Below are 13,893 nucleotides of genomic sequence, written 5' to 3' on the forward strand. Positions count from 1 at the left end.
CATTCCCTTATTTGGCAGTCATACGTATCAGGCCTTCCTGAGTGGCCGAAGCCACCAGTTCTCCCTGTTGGTTGAAGAACTGCCCTCTCACATAACCCCGGCCACCACTGGCATTGGGGCTCTCTATGGCATACAGCAACCACTCGCCCATATTGACCGGACGATGGAACCAGAGTGAATGATCTATGGTGGCCATCCGCATCCCTGGGGTCAGAAATGACACCCCATGAGGCTGAGCTGCCGTCACCAAAAAGTTAAAATCCGAAGCGTACGCCAGCAGGTAATCGTGCATTTCATGCTCAGGCGGCAAGGCGCCATTGGCCCGCAACCAAACATGGCGTACAGGTTCAGTCGCCGCAGGTGCCACAGGGTTGAGCGGATTGACCAGGCGCATCTCTATGGGGGCATCGGCCATGAATTTCTCCAGCATTCTGGCGGGCACCTTGTCCCTCATGGTCATCGCCAATTCCTGCTGATTGAGTATCCCTTCAGGGCCGGGAACCTCCGGCATTTCTGCCTGGTGGCTGAAACCCTCCTCCGGCTCCTGGAAGGAACAGGTCATGTAGAAAATCGGCCGCCCTTTCTGAATCGCCTTCACCTGACGGGCGCTGAAACTGCCGCCGTCACGCATGTTTTCGACTTCGTAGACTATCGGCAACTTTTCATCGCCTGCCCGTAAAAAATAGGAATGCAGTGAATGCACCTGGCGCTCTTGCGGCACAGTGCGACGGGCAGCGCTGAGGGCCTGGCCCATGACCTGACCGCCAAACACATGACCAAAACCCAGATCCTGGCTCTGGCCCCGATAAAGTCCAATTTCTATCTGTTCAAGCGCGAGCAGTGACAAGAGATCATCTAAAACCTGGCTCATAAAATTCTGTTAACTGGCTGACATATACCGCAAAGATTAACCCAGAACCGCCCTTCGTGACCAGAAGCCTTTATTCTATCTCTATATCATGCTCGGCAGCGGCCTGCCTGGCCCATTTGACGATTTGTGCCTCTCCGCTGTCGCTGAATCCCAATGGAGTGGCCACACTCAGCTCCGGCCATGCTCTGGCCAAAAGCTCAGGCGTACAGGCGCCGGCATGAAAATAACCCGGCTCGGTTTCAGCCATTCTCACTCGGCTGATACTGCCGGCCGCCGCCAAAAGATGCTGGCCATTAGGTGCCTGTTCACTGAGCAGAAACAACCCGGCTGCCAAAGGTGCATTCACCCCAAACAGGGGTTGCACCGGCAGTGCCAGATGTTTTTCCGTCATGGGAGTGGTGACCATGGGGCAGAGGCTGTTCACGCGGATATTGTGAATACTGCCTTCACGACTGAGACTATTGGTTAATCCAAGCAAAGCCATCTTGGCACTGGCCCAGGCACTTTCGAACAGATCGCCGAAAACACCGCTGACACCGCCGAGCAGCAGGATCCGGCCATACTCCTGTGCCTTCATTCGTGACCAGAGGCCGTGACAAAGGAAGAAACTGCCATCGAGATCCACCTGCAACTGCCGTCGCCACTGTTTGGCAGTCAACTTTTCAAATGAGAAGGGATGGTGGATCCCGGCGCAGGCCACCAGCAGCTCTATGGTACCAAAGTGGTCGCAGGCTTCCTGCAACACCTTGGCGACCCGCTGTTCGTCGGCAACATCACATTGCCAGGCTTTGGCATCGGCCCCCAAAGCAGAAAGCGCATTCAAGGTATCTTTACAGCTGTCGATATCCAGCAGCGCCAGGCTGGCGCCCCTTTGTGCCAATCCTATGGCAAAAGCCCGCCCCAAGCCCGAGGCGGCACCGCTGATAAGGGCTGTCCTGCCCCCAAACCCCATCATATTAACCTCTGCATTAGCATTAAGCCCATGAAATACCGGGTATTCTTTAACAATAAGAACACATAAAACCCAAGGGTAATTTGATTATGGCTGCATTTTTTTAATCCGCACGGGTACAAATGTGCGCTGACTCAAACTCTGTTAAATGCATTTATCCGATTGTGCTAACTTTCAAGTGGAAAATTGGTATCCTTAGCTTGTTTTTCCGTCTTTAACTCTTAAGAAAGGACAAGATGAACCCCTGGATTTTAGCCTCACGGCCGCGCACCTTGCCTGCGGCGATAGGACCCTTGCTGATAGGTAACATACTGGCTCTGCAACTGGAGAGCTTCAGTTGGGCCATTGCAGTGGCGTCCATGGTCTGTGCCCTGTTGCTGCAGATTGCAGTTAATCTGGCCAATGACTATTTTGATTTTAAAAACGGTATAGATACCGAGGAGCGACTGGGGCCGATAAGGGTCACCCAGAGTGGCTTGCTCGATCCGCAGAAAGTACGCAACGCGATGATTTTTTGCCTCTTGCTGGCATTGGTAGTGGGGTCTTTCCTCATTTGGCACGGAGGCTGGCCGATCGCCATTCTGGCGGCGGCTTCCATTATGGGCGCCCTGGGTTACAGCGGCGGCCCATACCCGCTGGCCTCACACGGTCTTGGCGAAGTGGCGGCTTTTATCTTCTTTGGCTTGGTAGCCGTTGTCGGCAGTTACTACCTGCAGGCCGGTGATACCAGCACCGCAGCCTGGATTTTGGGTAGCGCTGTGGGCCTGCTCAATGCCGCCATCTGTCTGGTTAACAACACCCGCGATATCTATACCGACGAGAAAGCCGGCAAGCGCACTTTGGCGGTACGCATAGGTGAGGCCCAGTCCAAGGTGCTGTACCAGGCGTTGGTTTACTTACCCTTCGGCCTGATTATCGCAGGCTTCCTGCTGGGCTTGCTGCCTGGGCTGCCTGTGCTGCTGACAGGCCTCGCGCTGCTGATGGCCCGCAGGCTGTCCAGCGATTTCACGCAAGTATCGGGCGCGGCGCTGAATCCCCTGCTGGGACGTACAGCCAAACTGACCATGATGTTCAGTGCCCTGTTCAGCTTAGGCTTGGTGTTTACCATTTAACCCAGGGAAGCAATAACAAAGGCTTCCACTGCCATGCAGTTGGAAGCCTTTTTGTTGCCCGGCGATTATGTTCTGCCCGACCCGGTTTTCCCTCAATCCAGCTTAATCAGCGGCCGCTTGGGGTCACTCCAATCCAGGTGATAATGCTCGTTGGCAGCTTGGTCTATGCGCTCAAAACTATGCGCTCCGAAAAAGTCCCGTTGTCCCTGCAACAGATTGGCCGGCAGCGTCTCACTGCGATAACTGTCGTAGTAAGAAAGCGCCGATGAGATGCAGGGCACAGGCACACCAGCAAGTACCGCCTTGGCAACCGTTTGCCGCCATGCCTGCTGGCGCGCCGAAAGCGTTGAAGCAAAGCCATCGGCCAACAGCAAATTGGCCAATTCCGGCTCGCTGTCGTAGGCTGCGGCTATGGATTGCAGGAATCTGGCGCGAATAATACAGCCGGCGCGCCAGATCCTGGCGATGGCGGCAAAATCCAGTTGCCATCCCTGCTCCTGAGCCTGCATCGCCATCAACTGGAACCCCTGGGCATAACAGCTCACCTTGGCGCAATAGAGTGCACTCTCCAGGCCATCGATAAAGCTTTGTTGCTCGTCCGAGGCCGCCGATTGAGTGTCTCGCGCTTCGGGACCGGCCAACTTGTTGGCCAAACTCTGGCGCAGAACCTTTTGAGTGCTGATGGCGCGGGCATAAACCGCTTCCGCGATAGTGGGCGCTGGGCAACCTATCTGCAGGCTGCTGACAGCCGTCCACAGGCCAGTGCCCTTCTGCCCCGCCTTATCGAGGATCATCTCTACCAGAGGCTTGTCGCTCAATGGGTCCTGTTGCCGCAAGACCTCGGCGCTGATTTCCATCAGATAACTGGAGAGCACACCTGTATTCCAGCGCTCGAACACCCGGGCAATGGCGTAGGCATCAAGGCCCAGCACTTGGCTTAGCAAATGATAAGCCTCGCAAATCAACTGCATGTCGGCATATTCAATGCCGTTGTGCACCATCTTCACATAGTGACCGCTACCGGCCGGGCCTATGTAAGCCGTGCAGGGATCCCCTTGGGTAACCGGGTTGCCTGGCTCGAATCGCTCCAGCGGCAATCCGGTGTCACCATCTACCTTGGCAGCTATCGCCCGCCAAATGGGAGCAACCCGCTCCCAGGCCTTGATGTCACCACTTGGCATCAGCGAGGGCCCGAATCTGGCCCCCACCTCACCGCCGGATACGGCTGAGCTGAAGAAGATAAACTGATCGCGATAGCGCTGCTCCCGCGCTATGGTGTCTGTCCACAGGCTATTGCCCGTGTCTATGACTATATCCTCGTGCTCAATCCCGGCATCGAGCAGGGATTGGCATACGGTGTCAACCGCCGTACCGGCCGGAATGGACAACAGCAGGATGCGCGGTGTTGCTAAATTTGCCATCAAATCAGTAAGATTATTACAGCCAAACAGCAATTGTTCCCTCTCGGTCACTTCCACCTTGGCCTGGTTTTCGGCAGCTGTCACTTTGCGACTGTCCAGATCGAACCCCGCGACCCGATAGCCGTTATCTATGATATTGAGAGCGAGATTCTTGCCCATAACACCCAGGCCTATGACCCCGATGTCAGAAAGATGCTTGTGGGTTTGCATTGTTATTAATTCCACGGGTAGCAGAGGAGCCGGCCATTTTGTGAGCAAACAGCCGGCCTTGAGTGGATTAATTATACTGATTAACGAAAGTTAATTACCAGTCGCCCTTGGCGATAACCTTGTTTGAAAAACACGATTAACAGGCAAACCTCCGGGTTCAGCTGGCCAGTTTCAGCCCCAAGACACCAATAAAAATCAACAGTAAACTGCCGATTTTCATCAAGCTGGCGCTCTCGCCGAACAGCCAGATACCCACCAATGCCGTGCCCATGGCACCTATGCCAACCCAAACACCGTAAGCCGTGCCTATGGGCAATGACTTGGTCGCCAGCCCAAGCAAACCGACACTGATGGCCATGGCGCCCAAGGTCAACAGACTCGGAGTTAACTTGGTAAAGCCCTGAGTATATTTAAGGCCTATGGCCCAACCGATTTCGAACAAACCTGCGAGGATTAAGAGTATCCAGTTCATGGACTCGTCCCTTTTTAAAAGGGGTCGTCCCCGGTAATAGATAAGGCGCTTGCAGGGTCGTCCCTGCGGCCTGAATGATAAGGCTACATATGTAGCTTAAGTTACAAGCCTGAATGCAATACTTGGATGCAACTACTTTGTATGTAACTACTTGTTGTTGCCCCGAACGGAGCAACGGCATCTTAGCAAAGGCCAACTAAAAGGGCAAAGTGCAAGAGGTGCGCCTTTGCAACATGAAAAACAGCTAAAAAAACGCCTGCCGACGGCAGGCGCAAAAGGAGAAAGTCAACCTCAGGCGTGCTCTTTCACCAGAGAATCGGCATAGCCCATGCGGGTCAGCGCGGTGCGTACCAGATCCAGAGTAGCGGGATCCTCTATGGTTGCCGGCGCCTTGAACTCCTGGTTGTCGGCAATTTTACGCATGGTGCCACGCAGTATCTTGCCGGAGCGGGTCTTGGGCAACTTGGGCACGGCGCTCACCAAACGGAATGCCGCCACCGGGCCTATTTCCTGGCGCACCAGAGCCACCAGCTCCTTGTGTAGCTGCTCTTCGCTCAGGGTATTACCCATCTTGAGCACCACCAACCCCAGCGGCACCTGGCCCTTGAGCTTATCTTCCACACCGATAACCGCAGCTTCAGCCACTGCCGGATGCTGACAAAGCACCTCTTCAAAACGTCCGGTCGATAATCTGTGACCGGCCACATTAATGATGTCATCGATGCGACTCATGATGTAAAGATAGCCCTCTTCATCCATATAGCCGGCATCTCCGGTGAGATAATAGCCGGGATACATGGCCAGATAGCTGTCATGGTAGCGCTTATCGTTTTGCCACAGCGTGGTCAGGGTTCCGGGCGGCAGAGGCAATTTGATCACCACATTGCCCGACTGCCCGGGAGCCACCTGCTCACCCATTTCGTCCAATACTTCCACCTGATAACCGGGCACGGCTCTGGCCGGTGACCCGGCTTTGACCTGAATAGGGGCAACCCCCATCAGGTTGGCGGCAATCGCCCATCCTGTTTCGGTTTGCCACCAGTGATCTATTACTGGCTTGGCCAGCTTCTCGGCCGCCCAGTTGAGAGTATCCGGGTCACAACGCTCGCCGGCCAGAAACACGTTTTTCAGGCAAGAGAGATCGCTTTGAGCCACATAGCTTGCCTCAGGATCCTCACGTTTGATGGCACGAATCGCAGTCGGTGCGGTGAAGAAACTCTTGACCTTGTACTTGGCTATGGTGCGCCAGAAAGTGCCGGGATCCGGGGTGCCCACAGGTTTGCCTTCAAACAGCAAGGTGGTGGCGCCTACCAGCAGCGGTGCGTAGACAATATAGGAGTGACCCACTACCCACCCCACATCCGAGGCTGCCCAGAAGACATCGCCTGCGTCTATGTCGTAAATAGCCTTCATCGACCAGGCCAGTGCCACGGCGTGGCCGCCATTGTCGCGCACCACACCTTTTGGCTGCCCTGTGGTGCCGGAGGTGTAGAGAATGTACAGGGGATGAGTGGCTTCGACCGCCACACAATCGACAGGAGTCGCCTGACAGATGGCATTCTGCCAGTCATGATCCCGCCCGGGCTGTAACTCGGCCTGATATTGGCTGCGGCCGAGAATAAGGCAATTTTCCACCTTGTGCTCGGACAGTTCCAGCGCCTTGTCCAGCAATGGCTTATAAGGCACAACGCCTGAGGGTTCTATACCGCAGGAGGCAGACAACACCAGTCTGGGTTTGGCATCGTTGATCCGGGTTGCCAACTCATTGGCTGCAAAACCGCCGAACACCACTGAATGTATGGCGCCTATGCGGGCACAGGCCAGCATGGCAAACACGGTTTCCGGCACCATGGGCATATAGATAACGACTCTATCGCCCTTGTTGATACCGACAGATTGCATCCAGCCCGCCAGGCGGCTCACCTGCTGCTGTAATTCGTTATAGCTGATGCCGTACTCGGTATCTGTTACCGGGCTGACATATTGAATGGCGGTCTGTTCGCCGCGCCCTGCGGCCACATGCCGGTCCACCGCGTTATAGCAGGTGTTGAGCATGCCACCGCTAAACCAGCGGTAAAATGGCGCCTCACTCTCATCCAGCACCTGCTCCCAGGGCTGTTGCCAATCTATGGCACGAGCACACTCGCCCCAAAACTGTGTCTTGTCCTCGAGTGACGCCTTATGCAGGGCTAAACCCGGATCTATCATTATCTGTCCTCCCAAAGGACGCCGTTCTGCGACGGCACTGCGTTCCCTTCCTTCCTGGGACAATTAATAGTCTTTTTTGGCCCTGTCCCCAATTAGACGTTAGCCTAAAACCCTGCTCGACTTGCGCCTTTTGGCTTCAGGGCATTTTGCTGTTCACCCGCTCCTGCCTTCAAAATGATTGGAATGCAAACATAGGCATAGCGAAGGGCGACATGCATTGCTATCTGCTGCTGTGAGATAAATGAACAGCCAACTGAAACGAGTGTTTCAATACGGGCAAAGGCCGATGGCAGCAGGGATTGACACCTCACAGTTCGCAAAATGCCACAACAAACTTTACCTTTACGTAAACTTCATATATCTTGCCAAACAAGTTCCATTTTATGGTGTTATCGATGAGCGCAAACCACAATCCACAAACCACTTACTCCATCAGTGATCTGTCAAAGGAATTTGATATCACCACCCGCAGCATCCGCTTCTATGAAGATCAAGGGCTGCTCAAACCCAGGCGTCGTGGTCAGACCCGTATCTACAGTCTCAAGGACAGAGTCAGACTGAAACTTATTCTGCGCGGCAAGCGTCTGGGCTTTTCCCTGGCGGAAACCCGCCGACTGTTTGAACTCTACGATGCCGACAAGAGCAGCCATGCACAGCTCAATACCATGTTGGCCCTGATCGAAGAGAAAAAAACCTCACTGCAACAGCAGATGGACGATATCAAGGTGGTGTTGATGGAACTCAATTCTGCCGAACTTCAGTGCCGTCAGGCGCTGGATGACATGGAGCAGGAAAAAGCCTGAGCCATTGACCAAACACCATAATAATAAAATAAAAATATTAACTTACAGGACATCAAGCCAATGAACTCTCTCTACTCAAGCCTCAACTTTGGACTCGGTGAAGAAATCGATATGCTGCGGGATGCAGTCAACGGTTTCGCCGCCAATGAAATCGCCCCCATTGCCGCCAAGGTGGATCAGGACAACGCCTTCCCCAACGAGCTTTGGCCTCAGTTCGGCGACATGGGGCTGCTTGGGATAACAGTCCCAGAAGAGTTCGGCGGTGCCAACATGGGGTATCTGGCGCACGTCGTCGCCATGGAAGAGATCTCCCGTGCTTCGGCGTCCATAGGTTTGTCCTACGGCGCCCACTCAAACCTGTGCGTCAACCAGATCAACCGCAACGGCAATCAGGCCCAGAAGGAAAAATACCTGCCCAAACTGGTCAGCGGCGAGCATATAGGCGCACTGGCGATGAGTGAACCCAACGCAGGTTCGGACGTGGTTTCCATGAAGCTGCATGCCCGCAAGGAAGGCGACCGTTACATTCTCAACGGCAACAAGATGTGGATCACCAATGGCCCGGATGCCCACACCTATGTGATTTACGCCAAAACCGACTTGGACAAGGGCCCGCACGGGATTACTGCCTTTATCGTCGAGCGCGGCTTCAAAGGCTTCTCCCAGGCACAGAAGCTCGACAAGCTGGGAATGCGCGGCTCCAACACCTGTGAACTGGTATTCGAAGACTGCGAAGTCCCGGAAGAAAATATTCTCGGCGGCCTCAACCAGGGGGTGAAGGTACTGATGAGCGGCCTCGACTACGAGCGGGTGGTGCTCAGCGGCGGCCCTCTTGGGATAATGACCGCCTGCATGGACATAGTGATGCCCTATATGCACGAGCGGGTGCAGTTCGGCAAATCCATCGGCGAATTCCAACTGGTGCAGGGCAAACTGGCCGACATGTACACAGGCATGAATGCCGCCAAGTCCTATATCTATAACGTCGCCAAGTCCTGCGATCGCGGCGAAACCACACGTAAAGATGCCGCCGGTGCCATTCTCTACAGCGCCGAGCTCGCCACCAAGATGGCACTGGACGCCATTCAGTTGCTGGGCGGCAACGGCTATATCAACGAATACGCTACAGGTCGTCTGCTGCGCGATGCCAAGCTCTATGAAATCGGCGCCGGTACTTCGGAAATCCGCCGCATGCTCATCGGCCGCGAGCTGTTCAACGAAACCAAGTAATGGCGAATGCCGGGGCCGTTCAAGCGGCCCTTCACGCTCCCCCATTCAGTCGAAAAGGATGACAAGCCGTGCCTCAAATCAGCAGTAGAATCAACGCCCGCAGCGATGAATTCAGGGAAAAACAAGCCGCCATGTCCCACCTGGTGGCCGATGTCCAACAAAAGCTCAACAAGATAGTCGAAGGCGGTGGCCCTGTGGCCATGGAGCGCCATCTGTCTCGCGGTAAACTGGCGCCGCGCACCCGGGTAGAGAAACTTCTGGATCCCGGCTCGCCATTTCTGGAACTGAGCCAGTTCGCTGCCTTCGAAGTCTATGACGAAGAAGTGCCCGCCGCCGGCATCATAGCCGGAATCGGCCGGGTCAGCGGAGTCGAGTGCATGATTATCGCCAACGACGCCACAGTCAAAGGCGGCACTTATTATCCGCTAACGGTGAAAAAACACCTGCGGGCTCAGGAGATAGCCGAGCGCTGTCACCTGCCCTGCATCTATCTGGTGGACTCGGGCGGTGCCAACCTGCCGCGCCAGGATGAAGTGTTCCCGGACAGGGATCACTTCGGCCGTATCTTCTTCAATCAGGCCCGCATGTCTTCCAAAGGGATCCCGCAAATCGCCGTGGTCATGGGCCTGTGTACCGCAGGTGGCGCCTATGTGCCGGCGATGGCGGATGAATCGATTATTGTCCGTGAACAGGGCACCATCTTTTTGGCCGGCCCGCCGCTGGTGAAAGCCGCCACGGGAGAAGAGGTCAGTGCCGAAGAACTCGGCGGCGCCGAGGTACACACCAAGATAAGCGGTGTGGCCGATCATCTGGCGCAAAACGACGACCACGCGCTGGAGTTGGCCCGCAATGCCGTCTCCCGCCTCAATCACCAAAAACAGATTGCCCAGACTCTGAGCCAGGTAAAGCCGCCCAAGTACGATATTCATGAGCTCTACGGCATAGTCGGCACCGACTTGAAAAAGCCCTTCGATGTCAAAGAAGTGATTGCCCGCATCGTCGATGACTCGGACTTCGACGAGTTCAAGGCCGGTTACGGTGCCACTCTGGTGTGCGGTTTTGCCCGTATTCATGGCTACCCGGTAGGCATAGTGGCCAACAACGGCATTCTGTTTTCCGAGTCGGCGCAAAAAGGCGCTCACTTCATCGAGCTTTGCTGCCAGCGCAAGATCCCGCTGCTGTTTTTACAAAACATTACCGGCTTTATGGTCGGCAAGAAATATGAGCATGAAGGCATAGCCAAACACGGCGCCAAAATGGTGACCGCAGTATCCTGCGCCACTGTGCCCAAGTTTACCGTGATCATCGGCGGCTCCTACGGCGCCGGTAACTACGGTATGTGCGGTCGCGCCTTTGAACCCACCATGATGTGGATGTGGCCCAACGCCCGCATCTCAGTCATGGGGGGCGAACAGGCCGCCGGAGTGCTGGCCACAGTGCGTAAAGACGGCCTGGCCCGCAAGGGCCAGACCATGAGCGCCGAGGAAGAAGCCGCCTTCAAGGCTCCGGTGATAGCCCAGTACGATAAAGAGGGTCACCCCTACCATGCCAGCGCCCGTTTGTGGGACGACGGCATTATCGACCCGGCCCAGACCCGGGATGTAGTCGGCCTGGCATTGTCGGCGGCGCTGAATGCGCCCATAGAGGACACACGTTTCGGCGTGTTCCGCATGTAATGGAGGCCGGTATGGATTATCAATATCTGACCTTAACCACCGACTCCCGCGGCGTTTCATCCCTGGTGATGAATCGCCCGCAGTTGGCCAACGCCTTCGATGAAGTGATGATTGCCGAGCTCATTCATGCGCTGGAGTCCCTGGCCCGGGATCCCGCCTGCCGGGTGCTGCTGCTGAAAGCCAACGGCAAACATTTCAGCGCCGGTGCCGACCTGAACTGGATGCGCAAACAAGCGGCGATGGACTTTGACGACAACCTCAAAGACGCCGCCGAGTTGGCCCGGTTGATGGCCACTCTGGATCAATTCCCCAAGCCGTCGTTGGCACTGGTACAGGGTGCGGCCTTTGGCGGGGCGCTTGGGCTGGTGTGTTGCTGCGATATCGCCATAGCGACGCCCAAGGCCAGCTTTTGCCTGTCCGAGGTGAAGCTTGGCCTGATCCCGGCGGTCATCAGCCCCTATGTGCGCCGCGCCATGGGCGAGCGTCAGGCGAGACGCTATATGTTGACCGCAGAGCGTTTCGATGCCGAAGCCGCCAAGACTTTGCAACTGGTGCATCAGCTGGCAGACGATCTCGAGGCCGCCGCAGCGCCCCTTATCGAGTCACTGCTGGGCAACAGCCCGCAGGCGCTCAACTGGTGCAAACAGCTGATAAGCGATATCCGCCACGGACTGATAGATGAACAGACGCTGGCGCTCACCGGCGAGGCCATCGCCCGGATCCGGGTGTCTGCTGAAGGCCAGGAAGGGCTGAACGCCTTTTTCGAAAAACGCCCGCCGAACTGGCAAGGCACAAGTAACAATCCGGGCAGCAACTCCAGTTGCAATCCAGGCAATAGCTCGAACCCGCCAGAGCGCCGTGACTAAGGAAGGATGTAAGATGTTCAACAAGATTCTGATTGCCAACCGCGGCGAAATTGCCTGTCGCATCATACGTACCGCCAGGTCATTGGGTGTACGCACTGTTGCACTGTTCTCGGATGCCGATCGCCATGCCGCCCACGTGGCCATGGCCGATGAAGCCTTTTATCTGGGGGGCTCGGCGCCGGCCGACTCCTACCTCAAGGGCGATGCCATTATCGATATCGCCAAGGCCTGTGGCGCCGAGGCGATCCACCCGGGTTATGGTTTTCTGTCGGAAAACGCCGCTTTTGCCGCCGCCTGTGAACGGGCCAATATCGCCTTTATCGGTCCCAAGGCCGATTCCATAGAAGCCATGGGCAGCAAGAGCGCCGCCAAACTCATCATGGGCCGCGCCGGAGTGCCGCTGGTGCCCGGCTATCACGGTGATGACCAGAGCGATGAAGTGCTGCTCAGTGAAGCCGAAAAAATCGGTTTCCCGCTGCTGATCAAGGCCGCCTTCGGTGGCGGCGGCAAGGGAATGCGGATTGTCCGCAGCCTGACGGAAGTCAAGTCGGCCATCGACTCGGCCCGCCGTGAAGCCGCCTCCAGTTTTGGCAATGACAAGCTGTTGATGGAGCGTTACCTGGAGCAGCCGCGCCATGTGGAAGTGCAGGTATTTGCCGACACCCAGGGCAATGCCATTTATCTGTCAGACAGGGACTGCTCGATTCAGCGCCGCCACCAGAAAGTGGTGGAAGAAGCGCCGGCCCCCGGCCTCAGCGACGCCCTGCGCCGCCGCATGGGTGAAGCCGCCGTGGCGGCCGCCCGCGCCATCGACTATGTGGGTGCAGGCACGGTCGAATTTCTGCTGGACACCCATGCCACAGAGGAAGACGGCAGCTTCTTCTTTATGGAGATGAATACCCGTTTGCAGGTAGAGCACCCGGTTACCGAGCTGGTGACAGAGACAGATCTGGTGCACTGGCAGCTGCTGGTCGCCGCCGGAGAGCCTCTGCCCCTCACTCAGGAGCAAGTTGCCATTAATGGCCATGCCTTTGAAGTGCGAATTTATGCCGAAGATCCGGATAACGACTTCCTGCCCGCCAGCGGCCAGCTCAACTTCCTGCGCGAGCCCAAGCCATCGCGCCATGTGCGTATCGACTCGGGGGTTCGTGAAGGTGATGAAATCTCCAACTTCTACGACCCCATGATAGCCAAGCTGATTGTCTGGGATGAATCACGCCCAAGAGCGCTGCAGCGCCTGCAAAGGGCTTTGGATGACTTCCAGCTCACCGGCCTGAAACACAATATCGGTTTCCTGGGAAAAATCGCCGCTCACCCGGCCTTTGCCGGCGCCGACTTCAGCACAGATTTTATTGAGCGCTATCAAGCACAGCTGCTGCCTCAAGCGAAAGACAGCACTCTGCCCTTGCAGCTGCTGGCCAAAGCCGCACTGTATGAAATGCTGTGGCGCAAACGCGACTCCCGGGCCAAACAGGCAAACAGTCAGGACCCTTCCTCGCCCTGGGGCAGCGCCAGTGGCTTTAGACTCAACAGCGCCAAGCGCCACGATATCGCCCTGATGGACGATGAACACCATATTCATCACCTGCAGTTGACTGAGCTGGCCAAGGCCGATAGCTGGCAACTGACACTGGATGGCCAAACCCTGGTTATCGAAGGCGAGCTGAGCACAGATGAGGCCGGTGGTGACACGCTTCGCTGTGTGGTCGATGGGCATATCAGCAGCCAGCGAATCAGCCGCCAGGGCATGGACTTTACCCTGCTTGGCCGCTCCGGCGAGCTTAGTGCCTGTCATTTCCGCGCCATTCAGAATGAGCTGGAAGAGGAGCAGGCCAACCACGCCGATCTGCTCAAGGCGCCGATGAACGGCACCATAGTCACCCATCTGGTGGCTGTGGGCGACAGCGTTAAGGCCGGCCAAGGGCTGATGGTGATGGAAGCGATGAAGATGGAATACACCATAGCCGCGCCTTTCGATGGCACTGTGAGTGAGTTTTTCTTCCAGCCCGGCGAACTGGTCAGCGATGGCGCCCAGTTGCTGGAGCTCAGCGAACAACTTAAGGAGGCTTAAA

General features: G+C 56.2%; 11 protein-coding genes. 6 read left to right on the plus strand and 5 right to left on the minus strand.

The window, feature by feature from the left end:
• Nucleotides 1–7 precede the first annotated feature (7 nt).
• Nucleotides 8–871: an acyl-CoA thioesterase II gene (gene tesB, locus ON072_RS04845; RefSeq protein ID WP_025889848.1), complete on the minus strand. Its 864-nt coding sequence runs from the start codon at nucleotides 869–871 to the stop codon at nucleotides 8–10.
• A 70-nt stretch (nucleotides 872–941) separates the two neighbouring features.
• Complete coding sequence (locus tag ON072_RS04850; protein WP_261752907.1) at nucleotides 942–1,826, minus strand: SDR family NAD(P)-dependent oxidoreductase; 885 nt, start codon at nucleotides 1,824–1,826, stop codon at nucleotides 942–944.
• 233 nt (nucleotides 1,827–2,059) lie between these two features.
• Here ON072_RS04850 and ON072_RS04855 point away from each other — a divergent pair, with 233 nt between their 5' ends.
• Complete coding sequence (locus tag ON072_RS04855) at nucleotides 2,060–2,935, plus strand: 1,4-dihydroxy-2-naphthoate polyprenyltransferase (protein ID WP_025009392.1); 876 nt, start codon at nucleotides 2,060–2,062, stop codon at nucleotides 2,933–2,935.
• A gap of 92 nt (nucleotides 2,936–3,027) precedes the next feature.
• On the opposite strand, the gene gndA is transcribed toward ON072_RS04855, so the two are convergent.
• The 3 genes from gndA to ON072_RS04870 form a co-directional block, all read right to left on the minus strand.
• Nucleotides 3,028–4,566 carry an NADP-dependent phosphogluconate dehydrogenase gene (gene gndA, locus ON072_RS04860; protein ID WP_261752906.1) on the minus strand — a complete coding sequence of 513 codons (1,539 nt, stop codon included), beginning with the start codon at nucleotides 4,564–4,566 and terminating at the stop codon, nucleotides 3,028–3,030.
• Nucleotides 4,567–4,723: 157 nt separating this feature from the next.
• On the minus strand, nucleotides 4,724–5,038 hold the full coding sequence (sugE, locus tag ON072_RS04865; protein WP_025889847.1) for a quaternary ammonium compound efflux SMR transporter SugE: 315 nt from the start codon (nucleotides 5,036–5,038) through the stop codon (nucleotides 4,724–4,726).
• A 291-nt stretch (nucleotides 5,039–5,329) separates the two neighbouring features.
• The gene (locus ON072_RS04870) at nucleotides 5,330–7,246 is read right to left on the minus strand and encodes a propionyl-CoA synthetase (protein ID WP_261752905.1); all 1,917 of its coding nucleotides are present in this window, start codon (nucleotides 7,244–7,246) and stop codon (nucleotides 5,330–5,332) included.
• Nucleotides 7,247–7,641: 395 nt separating this feature from the next.
• Here ON072_RS04870 and ON072_RS04875 point away from each other — a divergent pair, with 395 nt between their 5' ends.
• From ON072_RS04875 to ON072_RS04895, 5 genes are all read left to right on the plus strand, one after another.
• Nucleotides 7,642–8,049 carry a MerR family transcriptional regulator gene (locus ON072_RS04875; RefSeq protein WP_025009395.1) on the plus strand — a complete coding sequence of 136 codons (408 nt, stop codon included), beginning with the start codon at nucleotides 7,642–7,644 and terminating at the stop codon, nucleotides 8,047–8,049.
• 60 nt (nucleotides 8,050–8,109) lie between these two features.
• Nucleotides 8,110–9,279 (plus strand): isovaleryl-CoA dehydrogenase, encoded by a 1,170-nt coding sequence (locus ON072_RS04880; protein WP_025889846.1) that lies wholly within the window; start codon nucleotides 8,110–8,112, stop codon nucleotides 9,277–9,279.
• Between the two features lie 68 nt (nucleotides 9,280–9,347).
• A complete protein-coding gene (locus tag ON072_RS04885) occupies nucleotides 9,348–10,955 on the plus strand; it encodes a carboxyl transferase domain-containing protein (RefSeq protein WP_025009397.1) in 1,608 nt (535 codons plus the stop codon).
• Between the two features lie 11 nt (nucleotides 10,956–10,966).
• On the plus strand, nucleotides 10,967–11,821 hold the full coding sequence (locus tag ON072_RS04890; RefSeq protein WP_261752904.1) for an enoyl-CoA hydratase-related protein: 855 nt from the start codon (nucleotides 10,967–10,969) through the stop codon (nucleotides 11,819–11,821).
• A gap of 13 nt (nucleotides 11,822–11,834) precedes the next feature.
• Nucleotides 11,835–13,892, plus strand: a complete 2,058-nt coding sequence (locus tag ON072_RS04895) for an acetyl/propionyl/methylcrotonyl-CoA carboxylase subunit alpha (protein WP_274625982.1) — start codon at nucleotides 11,835–11,837, stop codon at nucleotides 13,890–13,892.
• The last annotated feature ends 1 nt before the right edge of the window (nucleotide 13,893 follow it).

The sequence above is a fragment of the Shewanella sp. K8 genome, from assembly GCF_028823715.1.
Lineage (GTDB): Bacteria > Pseudomonadota > Gammaproteobacteria > Enterobacterales > Shewanellaceae > Shewanella > Shewanella algae.